Below are 16,386 nucleotides of genomic sequence, written 5' to 3' on the forward strand. Positions count from 1 at the left end.
CCCTGCTCAGTATCTTTTGTTTTTCCTTCCGAGTTCCAACAATATTATACATAATTATCACTCTTTTGTCAAGAGTGATAATACCAGATATGATAATTTTCAAAATTCTTTATAGAAAACTAATTATGTTATATAAATTTAGATGTAACTAAGTTGTTAATCAATTGTAGTATATGAATGATAGCACCGTTGTTTGTTTTGTAAAACAAAATGGGGAGCCTGAAAGCTCCCCTATGAAGGTTTCGGTATAACTCGCTGATAATTAACAATACGATGTGGATATTTTTAGGCAATTTCTTTTATAAGCCTTTCAACAAGTAACATTCCAACTCTTTCTTGAGCTTCGAAGGTTGATGCGCCTATGTGAGGTGTTGCAACGACATTTGGCAGGGCGAGTAATTTTTGTCTTAGCTCATCGGTAGGTGGTTCTAATTCAAAGACATCAAGTCCAGCAGCGTAGACTTTGCCACTTAACAAGGCTTCATACAATGCCGCTTCGTCAATGATGCCGCCTCTTGCTGCATTTATTATTATGACTCCATCTTTCATCTTTGAGATGGATTCTTTGTTTATAAGATTCTTTGTTTCTGGTGTGAGTGGTACGTGTATTGTTATGTAGTCACTTTCTTTGTAGAGTGTATCCAAATCAACCATCTTAACGTTCATGTCAGTTTCTTTGACAAACGGGTCATAAGCTAAGATTTTCATATCAAATGCGAGTAACCTTTTCGCAACTTCACGTCCTATATTACCAAATCCGATTATACCAACAGTCCTTCCAAAAAGTTCGTGACCTTCAAGTTCTTTTTTTGTCCATTTTCCGTTCTTAAGGTCGATAGTTCCACGTGCGATGTGTCTCGAACAAGCTATCATGAGTCCAATTGTTAATTCCGCTACCGATATACTGTTTGCACCTGGTGTGTTAATAACTTTTATTCCTTTTGCTTCAGCTGTTTTTACATCAATGTTGTCCAAACCGGTGCCAGCTCGCCCAATAATTTTGAGCTTTGTGCCTGCCTCGATAATGTCCGCTGTTACTTTGGTAGCACTTCTAACAATTAGCACTTCTATTTCTGGCATTATTTTGAGAAGGTCTTCTTTTTCCAAGTGTTCAGATGTTAATTCTACTCCAGGAACACTTTTTAGTTTCTCTGTAGCTTGTTTGTCAAGCGGATCATTAATGTGAATCCTCATATTATTTCACCAGCCCTTTGAAAAGTACTTCTTCAGCAGCTACGACACCTTTTCCAATCTCAACTTTGTATCCCATTTCGTTGAGTGCGAATTCAAGAGCTGTGATACCAGTGATGATATCAAATGGTGTAAGGTAACCAAGATGGGAAATTCTGAATATCTCATCTTTCATAGGTTCCTGCCCGGCTGCTATTGTAACGCCGTATTTGTCTCTCATGAGTTTTGTCAGTTTGCTTGATGGAATACCTTTTGGTGAGTTAACAGCAGTTAGAACGTTACCCGGTCTTTCAGAGAAGAATGTTAAGCCCAAAGCCTTAACAGCAGCTCTTGTTGCTTCTCCATAGAGTGCGTGTCTTGCCCAAACGTTTTCAATACCTTCCTCTTTGAGCATCTTAACAGCTTTGTTGAGCATGTAAATGAGGTTAACAGCTGTTGTCCATGGGTTATCTGGAGAGCTCTTTTTGTACTTTCTAAGGTCGAAGTAATACCTACTGTTCGTACATTTTTCAACCTTTGCATATGCCTTGTCGTTAATGGCTATAAATGCAAGTCCTGGAGGCAACATCCAACCTTTTTGTGAACCGCTAACCACAACGTCGACTCCCCATTCATCCATCTTCAAAGGTTCTGCCAAAAGACCACTAACTGCGTCAGTTACAAGTATAACGTCTGTGTCTTTTGTCAGTTTTGCGATGTTTTCTAAGTCAATAACTGTTCCTGTTGAAGTTTCACTGTAGGTTGTGAATACAACTTTTGCATCTGGATTTTCTTTCATCGCCTTTTCAATCATTTCTGGTGTGACGGCCTTACCCCATGGGAGTTTGATTTCAACAACGTTCACGCCGTAGGCTTTTGCGATTTCGACCCATCTTTCACCGAATTTACCAGCGTTTACAATTATAGCCTTTTCGCCGGGGTTAACCAGGTTAACAACGGCTGTTTCCAAAGCACCGGTTCCCGATGATGTTAATACGTAAACTGGGTGTTTTGTCTGAAAAACGTATTTCGTGAGCTCAAGGGTTTCTTCTAACAGTTTAACGAATTCTGGTGTCCTGTGGTGAATAGTTTCTTTAGCACCCTCAAGTAGTATTTCCTGAGGAACTGGTGTTGGACCTGGTGATAGTAACAAGTACTTTCTTATCACAAAAACCCCTCCTTCTGTCGTATTGGTGTGGAATTTTTCATCCCTTAACACAATTCGAAACAATTTACGGTATCACTGAAATGAGAATAAATTCACCAATATTTTACATCTTGGAAAGTATTTTTGACAACAGGCTTAATAGTGCAATTTTTTTCATGCAATGTTTTGCAAGGCAAAAATCCATTAGAAATCTCACTTAATCTATTTATACCGTGAACATGCATTGGAATTTTCTTTTTGCTTTTTGGCATAATGTTGCTAATATATAATCGGAAGCGATAAATACTATTCGCACCTTTAAAGAACAATATTTATATGAGATGTTGTGCCAAAAATACAACAAGGAGTGTGGGATTCATGGATCTAGAGAGCAAACTGTCAGAAGTTGGTATGAACCTGAGGTCTTCTTTGATTAGAGAATTGCTCAAATACGCTTCCGTGCCGGGTTCAATATCATTTGGAGGTGGAGTACCGGATCCCAACACATTCCCACGTCACGAGCTTGCAGAAATTGCAAAAGAAGTCATAGAACAGGAATATGCATACACTCTCCAATACAACACTACTGAAGGTGATGATGAACTTGCAAAACAAATGATAAAGCTCCTAGAAAGAGTTTATGGAATAACAGGTCTTGATAGATCCAACCTACTTTTCACCACAGGTTCGCAGCAAGCTCTCGACCTTCTTGCCAGAGTCCTACTTGACAAAGATAGCATATGCTTTGTTGAGTTCCCTGTCTATCTTGGCGCAGCGAGTGCGTTTAGAATGACCTTTACAAAGTTTGAGACCATCCCTCTACTAGACGATGGTATGGATGTTGATTATTTGGAGAAGAAACTAAGGGAACTTGACCAAGCTGGAAAAATAAAGCATGTGAAATTCATATACACCGTTCCAAACTTCCACAACCCTGCCGGTGTCACGATGAGTCTGGAAAAAAGGAAAAGATTGATAGAAATAGCCGAAAGATACGATATTCCTATCCTTGAAGACGACCCATATGGGCTTCTCAGATTTGAAGGTGAGCATTTACCTTCTTTGTATAAACTAGCCGGACCAGATAGAGTAATTCTCCTGAACACATTTAGCAAGATTCTCACACCTGGTTTGAGAATAGGTGTAATAATCGGGCGTGCGGATATTGTTAGAAAAGCAACTCTTGCAAAGCAAGCAGCTGATTTGTGTAGCCCGAGCTTGAATCAAAGGATAGCCGCAAGGTTCTTGGAAAGGTACGATTTGCTTGAATACCTAAAGCCGGGAATTGAACTGTATAAGAAGAAAAAAGACACAATGATAAAAGCTCTCGAAGAGAAATTCTCAGATATAAAAGGAGCGAAATGGGTCAATCCACAAGGTGGTCTTTTTGTTTGGTTCACACTTCCTCAAGGCTACGATACGATGGAAATGTTTGAAACAGCAAAAGAAAAAAAGATTTATTATATCCCAGGTGAAGCTTTCACAATAGACGATAGTAAGAGTTCTTCAATAAGGCTTTCGTTCTGCTTACCACCGGAAGAGAAAATAATTGAGGGAATCAAAAGACTTAAGGAAGTTGTCGTAGAATACGGTAAAAAGAAAGGGTTGATGTAATATGAGAATTTTGGTTATTAATCCTGGAGCAACGAGTACGAAAGTTGCCGTTTTTGAAGGCAAGCAAAAGATTCTTCAGGAGACACTTCAACACAGTGTAGAAGAGCTGGATAAATATCCTACAATAATGGACCAAAAAGAAATGAGAGCGAGCGCAGTTGAAGAATTTTTAAGAAAGCACAACTTAACAATTGACCAATTTGATGCTATAGCTGCTCGTGGTGGAATACTACCACCAGTTGAAAGTGGGACTTACATCGTTGATGAAAACATGGTGGATTATTTAATAAATAAAACAAAAGTTCAACATGCCTCAAATTTAGCAGCGGTTATTGGTTATGAACTATCCAAGAGAGCATCAAGAACCATTCCAGTTTACATTACCGACCCGGTTAGTGTGGACGAAATGATTCCGGAGGCAAGGCTATCCGGGATAAAGGATATCGAGAGAAAGAGTCTTTCACACATATCGAACATGCGTGCTGTTGGCATACGAATAGCTGAAGAGTTAGGCAAGAGTTTCTACGAATTGAATATGGTCATTGCTCACCTCGGAAGTGGTATTTCAGTTGCACCGTTTGAAAAAGGAAGGATGATAGATGTAAACAACGCCAACGATGAAGGTCCATTCAGTGTTGAAAGGACCGGAGAACTGCCTGTTGGAGATGTTGTTAAATTGTGCTATTCCGGTCAGTACACGAAAGAACAACTGAAAAAGATGTTTGTCGGTAAGGGAGGTCTTGTTGCTTATCTTGGCACAAATGATTTGAGAGAAGCATTCAAAATAGCAGAAAGCGACCCGAAAGCGTTAGAAGTGATAGAAGCTATGGCTTACCAAATTGCACAAGAAATAGGTGCCATGTGTGTTGCTTTAAAAGGTAAGGTGGATGCAATTGTTCTTACGGGTGGTATGGCTTACAGTGAAAGGTTTGTTGATATGATAAAATCCTATGTTTTCAAGTTTGCCCCTATCTTTGTAGTGCCTGGTGAGATGGAGATGGAGGCTCTTGCCTACGGAACTCTGCGCGTTCTTACCGGTGTTGAAGAACCCAAAGTGTGGAGACCTCAGGAGGTGTAAGAAATGAAGAAACTTCAAGAACTTTTAGATAAAGCTAAAGGTTTAGGCAAGAAGGTGGTTGCCGTTGCAGCAGCAGATGATGATGTTGTTTTGAGAGCGATAGATATGGCAAAGAAAGAAGGAATTGTCGACGCCTTATTATTTGGAGATGCTAAGAAGATAGCAGTTGCTGCTGAAAAAGCAGGTTTAAATATCAAAGATTTTGAAATATTCGACTCAAAAAACCCTTCAGATGACGCTGTCAAAGCAGTTGTGGATGGCAGAGCGCATTTTGTTATGAAAGGGAACATAAAAACAGGGGATTTAATGAAGGCTGTTTTGAAAGATGAGTATAATCTGAAAACAGGAAGAACAATGTCTCTTGTTAGTATTTTTGAAACACCTCTCTATCATAAATTGCTTATTGTTACAGACGCAGGAATGACCATAGCTCCTGATTTGGAACAAAAGGTTCATCTTATCGAAAATGCAGTTCTTGTTGCTAGGAAAGCTGTTGGTGTGGAAAAACCGAAGGTAGCGATTTTAGGTGCAATTGAGGTTGTCAATCCAAAGATGGAAGCAACGATGCATGCAGCACTACTTGCGAAGATGAACGAAAGAGGGCAAATCAAAAACTGTTTGGTAGATGGTCCTTTTGCATTAGATAACGCTGTATCAAAAGAGGCAGCCGAGCACAAAGGTATTGTTAGCCCTGTTGCCGGTGATGCTGATATACTGATTATGCCAGATATTGAGGCTGGAAATATCTTCTACAAAGCTATGGTTTTTCTTGCAGGTGCAAAGGTTGCTTCAGCGATAATTGGTGCAAAATGTCCCGTTGCACTCACCTCAAGGGCTGATAGTGATGAAACGAAGCTACTGTCATTAGCACTAACGTGTTTGATGAGTGAATAATCGTAAACCGTTGGATGGGTGGTGTGTCAGATGAAGATATTGGTTATAAACCCAGGTTCTACAAGTACGAAAGTTGCAGTTTTTGAAGACGAGCAAATGATAGCTTCGAAGACTTTGAGGCATTCGCCAGAAGAATTGGCACCATTTCATAAACTGACTGACCAATTTGAATTTCGTGCAAGGATTGTCGAAAATTTTTTGAGTGAAATAGGGATTAAACCTGAAGAACTATCGGCTGTTGTTGGTCGTGGAGGGCTTTTGGACCCAATCCCTGGCGGTACGTATAAGGTAACGGAAGATATGCTTGAGGTGCTTAGGGAAGCGAAAAATGGAGAACACGCTTCGAATTTGGGTGCACTCATAGCCTACGAATTCACTAAGCAGTATGGAATACCTTCTTTTATCGTAGACCCAGTTGTAGTCGATGAAATGGAACCACTGGCAAGATATACTGGGCATCCCATGTTTAGAAGAAAGTCTATCTTCCATGCACTTAATCAAAAAGCGACTGCCAGAAATGCCGCAGCACAACTTGGAAAAAAATACGAGGAAGTCAACCTTATCGTTGTACACATGGGTGGAGGTATTTCTATAGGCGCACATAGAAAAGGTAAAGTTGTGAATGTGAACAACGCGTTGGACGGAGATGGACCATTCACGCCAGAAAGAAGCGGTACCTTGCCTTTGACACAGTTAATTGACCTGTGCTACAGCGGGAAATATACATACGATCAGATGAAAAAGAAAATTAAAGGTGCGGGTGGAATGGTCGATTACCTTGGGACAAACGATGCGATGGTTGTCCAACAAAGAATCAGACAAGGTGACAAAGAAGCAGAGCTTGTCTATAAAGCAATGGCTTATCAGATAGCGAAGTGGATTGGAAGAATGGCAGCTGTTCTCAAAGGTGAAGTGGATGCAATAGTTCTGACAGGTGGCTTGGCATACGACAAAGAATTCATGGTGAAATGGCTTACAGAATACACAAGTTTTCTAGCACCAATCCTTGTTTTCCCGGGCGGGGATGAAGAGAGGGCACTTGCAATGGGCGCGCTCAGGGTTTTGAGAGGTGTTGAGGAAGCGAAGATATACTGGGAAAATATTTTGCAGCATTAAGAATGGGAAAGGGAGTAAAACAAATGGCAAAGAATTACGCATTTATTGGTTTGTTTGGAAGTGGTAAGACAGAAGTAGCAATTAATTGGGCTTTAAAACTGAAAGAAGAGCACGAAAAAGTTGCAATTATAGATGGTGACATTATCTCTCCATACTTCAGAACAAGAGATATTGCTGAAGACCTCGAAAAAGCAGGACTTGTGACAGTTTATCCAAAGGGAGCGTTGAGGAACGCAGATTTACCAATTATCACAGGTGCTGCGATTGGTTACCTTTTGAATCCCGAGTTCAAGGCAGTTGTAGATGTTGGAGGAGAAGAAAACGGTGTTGTTGTGCTAGGTTATTTGAAACCTTACCTTGGTGATGCAGAAATAAGCATGGTTGTAAACATTGCAAGACCATTTTCTTCAACAGTTGATGGGATAATCAGAGCGTACGAACAGTTGAGAAGGATTGCAAGAGTTAAGGTGGATTATCTAATTAACAACGCAAATTTGTCGTACGAAACCACACCGGATATTATAAGAAAAGGAGAAGAAATACTTACTAAAGTCTCTGAAATCATCGAGGTTCCTGTGAAATGGACAGTTGTTCCAGATTTTATCGAAGAAAATGATTTCAAGTATCCTGTATTTAGGATTCATCGTTTCATGAAGATGGAAATAATTTGAATGTTAGCATTCAAACTCTTAGCAAAGGAGGATACTTATGCCGAAGGTCAGAGGAAAGATAGAGATTAATCAGGAAAGATGCAAAGGTTGTGGATTGTGTATAAGCGTTTGTCCGATGAAAGTTATTGAGTTTAGCGATTCGTTCAATTCAAAAGGTTATCACCCCGCGGAACCTAAGCACGTTGAAAAATGTATTGCCTGTGGTTTTTGTTACAATATGTGTCCTGATGTTTGTATAACAGTTTACCGAGAAGTAGAAAGTGCTTAAGGAGGGAAAAACAAATGAGCGAAAGAGTTTTGGTAAAAGGGACGGAAGCAATAGGTGAAGCAGCGATACGTGCTGGTTGTCGTTTGTTTTTTGGTTACCCAATAACACCTCAGAATGAACTACCTGAATACATGTCGAAAAGAATGCCAGAAATTGGTGGAACTTTCTTGCAAACAGAAAGTGAAGTTGCAACAATTAACATGGTGTACGGTGCAGCGTGCACGGGTACAAGAGTTATGACATCTACATCTTCACCAGGTTTTAGCTTGATGCAGGAAGGCATTTCTTACATGGCATGTGCACAGTTACCAGCAGTTCTTGTCAATGTTGTGCGTGGTGGACCTGGTCTCGGAGATATTCAACCCTCCCAAGGAGACTATTGGCAAGCAACGAAAGGTGGGGGACATGGAGATTACAAGCTTATCGTTCTTGCACCGTCAACAGTGCAGGAAGCAGTTGACTTAACGTATCTTGCATTTGACCTTGCTGATGAGTACAGAAACCCAGTATTAATAATCGCCGATGGTGTTATTGGTCAAATGATGGAACCTGTCACATTCCCCGAGTTTAGGGATTTAAATACGTTACCCAAGCATGATAGCTGGGCTCTGACAGGTGCCAATGGTAGAGAAAAACACATCGTTGTATCGTTCGATATTGACCCCTATGTATTGGAAAAAATGAACCTTGAGCTTGTTGAAAAATACAAAAAAATTGAGGCAAAAGAGAAACGTTGGGAAGAATATAAACTAGATGATGCAGAAGTGGTCATTACTGCGTTTGGAACGGTGGCAAGGATTGCTAAAAGCGTTGTTGAACAAGCAAGGAAGGAAGGTATAAAGGTTGGACTATTCAGACCTATTACACTATGGCCATTCCCATACGAGCGACTTGAAGAAATTTCGAAAGGCAAAAAATTGATTTTCGATGTTGAGATGAACATGGGCCAGATGTTGGAAGATGTTAAAATCGCGGTAAAGGACCATGCGCCAATTGAATATTACGGAAGACTCGGAGGAGTTGTACCAACACCTGACGAAATACTCCAAGCATTAAAATCTAAGCTCGGGAGGTAATGTATATGGCATTTGAAGTTATATTGAAAAAGCCGGAAGCATTAACTGAAAGAGAGTTCACATACTGTCCAGGTTGTACACATGGAATAATCCATAGGTTAGTTGCAGAAGTTATTGATGAGCTTGGCATAAGAGAAAAGACAATCGCTGTGGCTCCAATCGGATGTTCGGTATTTGCGTATCAATTTTTTAACACAGATGCAACTGTTGCAGCGCACGGTAGGGCACCTGCTGTTGCTACTGGTATGAAAAGAGCAAGACCAGACCTTTACGTGTTCACATACCAGGGGGACGGAGACCTCGCAGCTATAGGAACTGCGGAAATTGTCCATGCGGCAAACAGAGGTGAAAAGATTACAACTATCTTTGTAAACAACGCAATCTACGGAATGACAGGCGGACAGATGGCACCTACCACGTTATTAGGCATGAAAACAACAACGACACCTTACGGCAGAAGTGCAGAAAACGATGGCTATCCGCTTCACGTTGCTGAAATCATAAAAGAAGCACGAGGTGTTGCATTCTTGGCTAGAACGAAAGTTAATACGCCACAGGATGTTGTGAAGACAAAGAAAGCAATAAAGAAAGCGTTCTTAGCTCAAATAAAAGGGTTGGGTTTTGGAATGGTTGAGGTGCTATCCACATGTCCGACAAACTGGGGTATTGACCCTGTTTCGGCGCTCAAATGGTTGGAACAACATATGGTTCCGGAATACCCACTTGGAGTATTTGTTGATAAGGTAGGGGATGAGCAATGACAACAAGAATGATATTTGCCGGCTTTGGTGGACAAGGCGTCATGTTGATGGGGCAAATCATATCCTTAGCGGGAATGCTCCAGGGTAAGAACGTTACTTGGATGCCATCGTATGGACCTGAGATGAGGGGAGGAACTGCGAATTGTACCGTTGTTATAAGTGACGAACCTGTTGCATCTCCTGTGACTAGCAGCGCAGAAGTTATTGTTGCAATGAATATACCATCCCTTCTGAAATTTGAGCCTGCTGTTACGGAAAATGGATATCTTTTCGTTAATCAGTCGGTTGTGGACAGGGAACCCACCAGGAAGGACATACACGTTGTAAAAGTACCTTGTAACGAAATTGCAGATGAGTTAGGAAATTTGAAAGTTGCAAACATGGTTATGCTTGGTGCCGTTGTTGGAGCAACAAATGTTGTCGATGTCGATAGTGTATTCAAAGCTCTTGAGAAGAAACTTGCCGGAGGAAAAGCTGCGCTTATTGAGATTAACAAACAAGCGATTTTAAAAGGTATTGAGATGGCAAAAAGCCAGCTGTAAGCTCAAACCCAAATACTCTCTTAAAGGCGGATTAGATAGACACACGCATTACGCCGGGTTGAGAAACCCGGCAATTTTTTTATATCTAAAAATAAATCGTGGTATAATATAAAAGCCTAACAAGAAAATAGGTTTCTAAAGGAATGAACGATATAGCAATCACTGTGGTCAAAACTAGTAGGAGGTGAAAGGTGATGGTAAAACATACGTTCAAAACAGTCTTTTTCTTCGTTGTCCTTTTTGCAACATTGAGCTTTGCGGAGTTTTATCTTAACGTCGGTACAGTTCAGATTGGCAACGAAAATTACATGATTTACGAATTTGGTCCAGAGTTTACAGTAGGTCCTCTCACACTTGGACTCACACTTACAACCTATGCAACGGATTTGACAACTGGTAGTTTTTACTTTGGATATCCTGGTTCTTCGGCACCGAGTACGAATATCCTTGATGGTATCAACATAACAGCACTTGGGTTAGACTTGGGGAATATCTGGTTCAGATATGGAAGGATGAGCCCCATAACCTACGGGATGGGCTTTGTTTTCAGTGGATACTCGAATCCTAATGCAAGAACCCTAGATGCAGGTATTAGAATGGGGATGTTGAGTGCTTCTGCCCACGTTCCATATCAGCTTGCGCAACTTTCAACATTTACCTTTACACAATCTGACTCAGTATATACAGCGGTTGTAAGTTCTAAGATTTCTTTATTTGAACTTTCAGTGTATGGTGGAGTTGATATGGACGGTCTAAAGGAGGATGCGGTTGCTACGCCTCTTACCTATGCGGCAGGGGTTTCTCTCACTACGAACGTGCTTGGATTCTCAGTCGGAGCAGAGGCTGGAGCTCAGATGTGGAAAGACGGAACTACAGGATACGGTGCTTTCGGTGGTATCTTTGGCGATTTTGGTGTGCTTCAATTTGTTGCAGGTCCGTTCTACGCATCGGATGGTTTCAAACCATGGTTGATTTCGAGGAACTATGGTTTTGAAAAATCACAACCTGATTTTGGACCGGATAAATACAAATCAGACCTCGGTTACATTGCCAACTTGGCTTTGACATTTATCCCATATGGAAAAGTAGCAGTCCTTCTGAAGGGCAACTTCGAAGGAAACATGACATTATCTGGTGAAGGGCTTATAAACATACCAGCTATCGGTGGTACAAATGGCCTAGTTCTCTATGGTTATCTTTACGATGAGACACCTTTTGAAAATGAACAATTCTTTGATGATAACACACAAGCGAGGTTGACGATAGCTTATCCGGTGTTTTCAGGATTCTACGCTGGTGTAAAGTACATTTGGGAAGACAGTCAATGGAAACAAACAGCATTTGTTGGAGGAACCGCCAACTTCTAATATCGGGTCAAATCTTGGAACCTGAGGGTCTTGAAAATATCTCCGCCTGATGATATAATATAATTAGAGATTGAGCGGGTGTAGCTCAGTTGGTAGAGCATCAGCTTCCCAAGCTGAGGGCCGCGGGTTCGAATCCCGTCGCCCGCTCCAAACAAAAGAATGAATAGAAAAGAAGGCAGACCCAAAATGGGGTCTGCTTTATTATAAAGAATACCAGCAAAAAGCCGTGGGGTGGATGGAGGTTGAAAAAATGGAGAAGAAAAAGAGTAGTGCTAAGCGAAGTTCTAAGGTTAATGAGTTGGAAAGTAAGTTTTTTTTCAAAGAAGCGCTCACATTCGACGATGTTTTGTTAGTTCCTCAATACAGTGAAGTTCTACCATCTGATACAGATGTTTCAACTCGCTTGACACGTTTGATAAGGCTCAACATCCCTCTTGTTAGTGCTGCGATGGATACTGTTACTGAAAGTGAATTGGCAAAAGCTTTAGCACGAGAAGGTGGAATTGGCATTATTCACAAAAACCTTTCTATCAAAGAGCAAGCACATCAAGTTGAGATAGTTAAAAGAACAGAGAATGGAGTAATCGAAAACCCTGTTGTTATTCATCCAGAAGACACGGTTTTCAACGCACTGAAGTTGATGGCAGAGTATAAGATTGGTGGCTTCCCCGTTGTAGACGATGAAGGACATTTGGTCGGTTTGTTGACCAATAGAGATGTGAGATTTGAGAAGGATGTCAAGAAAAAAGTCAAAGAACTCATGACACCAAGGCAAAAACTGATAGTGGCAAAACCTGGAATATCTCTGGAAAAAGCCAAAGAAATACTTCATGAAAACAGGATAGAAAAGCTACCACTTGTCGATGAGAACAATAAGCTCGTAGGACTTATAACGATAAAAGATGTTCTCAGCGTTATAGAGCACCCGAATGCAGCAAGAGACCAGAAAGGTAGGTTACTTGTGGGAGCAGCGGTTGGCACAGGAAGGGATACTTTTGAACGTGTTGAAGCTCTCGTAAAAGCAGGTGTTGACGTTATCGTTGTTGATACAGCTCATGGTCATTCGAAAAAGGTTATCGAGACAGTTAAAGCTATTAAGAAAGCTTATCCCGAACTGCAAGTGATTGCTGGAAATGTTGCAACAGCCGAAGCAACAGAAGAACTTATCAAAGCAGGAGCGGATGCTGTAAAGGTTGGGATAGGTCCCGGTTCAATATGCACCACACGAATTGTCGCCGGAATTGGTGTCCCACAACTGACCGCCATATTGGATTGTGCTCAGGTTGCTAAAAAATACGATATCCCAATAATTGCCGATGGAGGTATAAGATATTCCGGAGATATTGTTAAAGCGCTTGCAGCGGGAGCTGAGAGCGTAATGCTTGGAAGTATATTCGCTGGCACGGAAGAATCGCCTGGTGAGACTGTACTTTATCAAGGAAGAAAATACAAAGTTTACAGAGGTATGGGGTCTATCGGAGCTATGAAATCTGGAAGTGCTGACAGATACTTTCAGAGTGAAAATCAAAAGTTTGTGCCAGAGGGCGTTGAAGGTATGGTGCCTTACAAAGGAGCAGTTAAGGATGTTGTCTACCAGTTGGTAGGTGGATTAAGAGCCGGAATGGGTTACGTTGGGGCAAGAACCATCAAAGAACTACAGCAAAAAGCCAAATTCATTAAGGTTACACAAGCATCGGTTAAGGAAAGCCATCCACACGATATCGTTATTACAAAAGAACCACCAAACTACTGGAGTGGTCAGTGAGTTGGGGTTGCCAAATTTTTCTATATCGAAAAACCAAATTAATCAACAAAGCGGGGAAACATACTTTATCCCCGCTTGCTTTTTGGCATTTAATTATAAACTCTACCGGCTTTCCTTTCTATAACTTGCAACTATGAGTTTCAAACCAATCTCTATCAATCCAGCAGCAATGATTGCCACAACGAATTCCCAGAATCCCATTTTGATGTAACCTAAGGACTGAACAATGATTAGAGCACCTAAGATTGATAGTCCAAGACCATTGGGGAAACTTTTTATCAAACTAACGATACCACCAACCAATGCTATCGCACCAAAAATTAACCAAACTAGTGATGTTATGGACAAAATCACACTCAAGAGAGTAAAAATACCGGCCGTAAAAAGTATGACACCCCAAAACACGCTATCACGCTCCTTTTTGTGTAGAATTTTAATCCAATTTAATAATGGGATTGCCTTTTAGTTCTTCATAAACAAATCTCTCTGCAATTATTTTTCCTTTGTTTTCTACATAATCACTTTCGAGAACTTTCGCGTTTATTTGGCCGGTGTTGTAAAGTTCTTCCAAGTCTAACTCATTTGCTTGTAAATCCCCCGAGTTGCTTAGCTTTTCTACAGATAACTTCTCAACTTTTAAGTTACCCTTGTTGGAGAGATCTTCAAAACGCAATTCTTGACATTCGACTGTGCCTTTGTTGTCCATTTCTTCCCCGATAAAAGTTCTTGCTCTTAACCTGCCCGAATTATCTGCACTCTCGCATTTGATTTCGTCTGCCTTGACGAAACCAGAATTTGCAAGTACTTCCGTTTCCAAAATATTTATGTGGCATTCCCCACTGTTGACAATTCTTTCAGCTTCTGCTCGTTCAGAAGTTAGTATACCATTTTTAGAAATAACCACATCACCTGCTTTTAGCTCAACTGCTCCTAAAGTTCCTGTTAAGACAAGTTTATCACATTCAATTGAAATGGCTGAGAGTTTTCCGTTTACTATCACTTTTTCTTTCTTTAGCAACTCTATTTTTTGTTCGCCTTCAATGAAAATTTCTTTGTCGGATTTAAAAGTCATCTTTTTAGACAATTTTTCAACAAAATGAACCTCAAATGCTATAACATTGTGTTTTCCAGAAACATTCGGAGTTCCTTCCTCTTTTGAGAGTATTGAATTTACATCTCCTTCTACCTTTCCTCCAGCCCAGATTATCTTGGACCTCACAGCGTTCAAATCTCCGTTGATAATACCATGGATTTCGACGATACTATTTACTACAGATACGTCTCCGTTGACTTTACCTTTGATTATAAGTTTTCCGTTGGTCATGGAGATATTCCGGTGTATCTCTTTGTTCTCTTCAATTTCCTCCGTTACTTCCACAAACTCTTCTTCTTTGCTTTTTTCCTCATTTTCTTTTTCTTTATTGTAAATCGCTTCTATCAACTTTTCAGCATCTTCTGGGGTTAGTTCTCCCCTCTCGACAGCTTCTAACACTTGTCTTAATTCTGCTCTATCCATCTTTCCTCACCCACCTGTCTGTATTTGGTTTGAAAATTATTCTTCAATTTTTATACCCGACAAAAAAGGCTTCACTACGAGATTTCTAACAATTCCAAGTACACCATTTATGAAGAAGTTATTCACCTCGTTAACTTTTCCATCCACTATGGGTTTGGTACCTTTGTAAGAACAACCTACCATTTCAAGATTACCTGTGATATGTCCACCATTCCAGACAATGTTTGTCCCTACAAGTTCAACATTTCCTGCTACCTCTCCCGAAAAAATCAGTTCCCCGAAGACAACTTCAAGGTCACCAAGAAGTCTTCCGTTGATAATGGCTTTGCCATTCACTACTTCAACTTTTCCAAAATATTCCTCGCCTGGGTTTATTATGAAATCCTTACCAATGTAACTTTTTGACCCTTTTCTCCGCTCTTGGGTTCGCTTATCCATAATTGCTTCGATAAGTTGTTCTGCTTCGTCAACGGTAATTTCGTTTCTGGCAAGAGCTTGCAAAATCGCCAGTAAGTCATTCGGAAGCTCTCCCATCGTTTTCACCTCTTTTCTTTTTCAGAATAGCTATAGCTTCTTCAACAGTAATTTTCTTCTCTTTCAGTAGCTTAAAAACATCTTCAGAGTTTCCCTGTTCTTCCTCGTCTTCGATTGGTGTGAGTCCCATTTTTTCTAAGACTTTGTCAAGCCTTCCTCTTAATGCGAAATATCCGATACCTGTTAATCGTTCCATCTCTTTCAAGTTACCTTTCGTCCTTAGAAACATCATAATGAACTTTGTGTCTTCTTCATCTAAGTATGCGAACGCGGGTGCTTCAAACGCGCCACTAACGGTTACACCATCATCATCACACCTAAGCTGGACGACTTTCATTGGCTTCCCGCATACGGGACATCTTGGTAACATTTTTGCCACGATTCCCACCTCCCAAAAATATTGTATCATAATCCAAATAATTTGTCAAATTAAACAAAAATATATAGAGGACAGGCTGAAAAGGATTATAAACATGTTAAAAACATCTCTTTGAAATCTACACAAGTTGTGGTATAATCACATTGCATTGTGTTGTTTTTTCATCCTTTATAAACATTGGGGGGATTTTGAGTGGCTAAAGAGAAGTTTAACCTTCAGGATCGTTTTTTGAACATTGTTAGAACGCGGAAGATAGAGGTGAAGGTTTACTTAGTTAACGGTTTCCAAGCCAAAGGTATTGTTAGGTCGTTTGACAACTTTACTGTCCTTTTAGAAAACGGTAGGCAACAGATGCTCATTTACAAACATGCCATTAGCACTATCCAACCCGCTCAATACATTATGCTAATGAAAACAGAGGAACAAGAGGGAGAACAACAAGAGCAAGAACAAGAACAACAAGGTTTTGAAGAAACGCAAGAATAGGT

General features: G+C 40.5%; 18 protein-coding genes and 1 tRNA gene. 13 read left to right on the forward strand and 6 right to left on the reverse strand.

Annotated features, from left to right (window positions below; genetic code table 11):
* Positions 1-285: 285 nt before the first annotated feature.
* On the reverse strand, positions 286-1,194 hold the full coding sequence (locus AC3M61_RS03635; protein ID WP_500779548.1) for a hydroxyacid dehydrogenase: 909 nt from the start codon (positions 1,192-1,194) through the stop codon (positions 286-288).
* Position 1,195: 1 nt separating this feature from the next.
* The gene (locus AC3M61_RS03640; protein ID WP_500779549.1) at positions 1,196-2,338 is read right to left on the reverse strand and encodes a pyridoxal-phosphate-dependent aminotransferase family protein; all 1,143 of its coding nucleotides are present in this window, start codon (positions 2,336-2,338) and stop codon (positions 1,196-1,198) included.
* 357 nt (positions 2,339-2,695) lie between these two features.
* Between AC3M61_RS03640 and AC3M61_RS03645 the strand changes: the two genes are divergently transcribed.
* From AC3M61_RS03645 to guaB, 12 genes are all read left to right on the forward strand, one after another.
* Entirely contained in the window at positions 2,696-3,931 is a 1,236-nt protein-coding gene (locus AC3M61_RS03645; protein WP_500779550.1) for an aminotransferase-like domain-containing protein, read from the forward strand.
* Between the two features lies 1 nt (position 3,932).
* Positions 3,933-5,009 carry a butyrate kinase gene (gene buk, locus AC3M61_RS03650; protein ID WP_500779551.1) on the forward strand — a complete coding sequence of 359 codons (1,077 nt, stop codon included), beginning with the start codon at positions 3,933-3,935 and terminating at the stop codon, positions 5,007-5,009.
* A gap of 3 nt (positions 5,010-5,012) precedes the next feature.
* The gene (locus tag AC3M61_RS03655) at positions 5,013-5,903 is read left to right on the forward strand and encodes a bifunctional enoyl-CoA hydratase/phosphate acetyltransferase (RefSeq protein WP_500779552.1); all 891 of its coding nucleotides are present in this window, start codon (positions 5,013-5,015) and stop codon (positions 5,901-5,903) included.
* A gap of 30 nt (positions 5,904-5,933) precedes the next feature.
* Positions 5,934-7,019 (forward strand): butyrate kinase, encoded by a 1,086-nt coding sequence (buk, locus tag AC3M61_RS03660; protein WP_500779553.1) that lies wholly within the window; start codon positions 5,934-5,936, stop codon positions 7,017-7,019.
* A gap of 23 nt (positions 7,020-7,042) precedes the next feature.
* Complete coding sequence (locus AC3M61_RS03665; RefSeq protein ID WP_029684151.1) at positions 7,043-7,690, forward strand: cobalamin biosynthesis protein CobQ; 648 nt, start codon at positions 7,043-7,045, stop codon at positions 7,688-7,690.
* Between the two features lie 37 nt (positions 7,691-7,727).
* On the forward strand, positions 7,728-7,958 hold the full coding sequence (locus AC3M61_RS03670; RefSeq protein WP_029684152.1) for a 4Fe-4S dicluster domain-containing protein: 231 nt from the start codon (positions 7,728-7,730) through the stop codon (positions 7,956-7,958).
* A 14-nt stretch (positions 7,959-7,972) separates the two neighbouring features.
* On the forward strand, positions 7,973-9,034 hold the full coding sequence (locus AC3M61_RS03675; RefSeq protein WP_500779554.1) for a 3-methyl-2-oxobutanoate dehydrogenase subunit VorB: 1,062 nt from the start codon (positions 7,973-7,975) through the stop codon (positions 9,032-9,034).
* A 5-nt stretch (positions 9,035-9,039) separates the two neighbouring features.
* Positions 9,040-9,795 (forward strand): thiamine pyrophosphate-dependent enzyme, encoded by a 756-nt coding sequence (locus AC3M61_RS03680; protein WP_014450959.1) that lies wholly within the window; start codon positions 9,040-9,042, stop codon positions 9,793-9,795.
* Complete coding sequence (locus AC3M61_RS03685; protein WP_029684156.1) at positions 9,792-10,337, forward strand: 2-oxoacid:acceptor oxidoreductase family protein; 546 nt, start codon at positions 9,792-9,794, stop codon at positions 10,335-10,337. Before AC3M61_RS03680 ends, AC3M61_RS03685 begins: the two co-directional genes overlap by 4 nt.
* A gap of 194 nt (positions 10,338-10,531) precedes the next feature.
* Positions 10,532-11,704: a hypothetical protein gene (locus AC3M61_RS03690; RefSeq protein WP_500779555.1), complete on the forward strand. Its 1,173-nt coding sequence runs from the start codon at positions 10,532-10,534 to the stop codon at positions 11,702-11,704.
* Between the two features lie 74 nt (positions 11,705-11,778).
* A tRNA-Gly gene (locus AC3M61_RS03695) sits at positions 11,779-11,854 on the forward strand.
* A gap of 100 nt (positions 11,855-11,954) precedes the next feature.
* On the forward strand, positions 11,955-13,469 hold the full coding sequence (guaB, locus tag AC3M61_RS03700; protein ID WP_500779556.1) for an IMP dehydrogenase: 1,515 nt from the start codon (positions 11,955-11,957) through the stop codon (positions 13,467-13,469).
* 102 nt (positions 13,470-13,571) lie between these two features.
* Here guaB and AC3M61_RS03705 read toward each other — a convergent pair whose 3' ends face one another.
* From AC3M61_RS03705 to AC3M61_RS03720, 4 genes are read right to left on the reverse strand one after another with little or no spacing between them, the layout of a single operon-like run.
* A complete protein-coding gene (locus AC3M61_RS03705; RefSeq protein WP_029684160.1) occupies positions 13,572-13,874 on the reverse strand; it encodes a hypothetical protein in 303 nt (100 codons plus the stop codon).
* A 28-nt stretch (positions 13,875-13,902) separates the two neighbouring features.
* Positions 13,903-14,985 (reverse strand): bactofilin family protein, encoded by a 1,083-nt coding sequence (locus AC3M61_RS03710; RefSeq protein ID WP_500779557.1) that lies wholly within the window; start codon positions 14,983-14,985, stop codon positions 13,903-13,905.
* A gap of 36 nt (positions 14,986-15,021) precedes the next feature.
* Entirely contained in the window at positions 15,022-15,519 is a 498-nt protein-coding gene (locus AC3M61_RS03715; RefSeq protein WP_500779558.1) for a hypothetical protein, read from the reverse strand.
* Complete coding sequence (locus AC3M61_RS03720) at positions 15,500-15,889, reverse strand: DUF2089 domain-containing protein (RefSeq protein ID WP_500779732.1); 390 nt, start codon at positions 15,887-15,889, stop codon at positions 15,500-15,502. Before AC3M61_RS03720 ends, AC3M61_RS03715 begins: the two co-directional genes overlap by 20 nt.
* A gap of 201 nt (positions 15,890-16,090) precedes the next feature.
* Between AC3M61_RS03720 and hfq the strand changes: the two genes are divergently transcribed.
* Positions 16,091-16,384 (forward strand): RNA chaperone Hfq, encoded by a 294-nt coding sequence (gene hfq / locus AC3M61_RS03725; RefSeq protein WP_448377949.1) that lies wholly within the window; start codon positions 16,091-16,093, stop codon positions 16,382-16,384.
* Positions 16,385-16,386 lie beyond the last annotated feature (2 nt).

The organism is Fervidobacterium sp. (assembly GCF_059913585.1).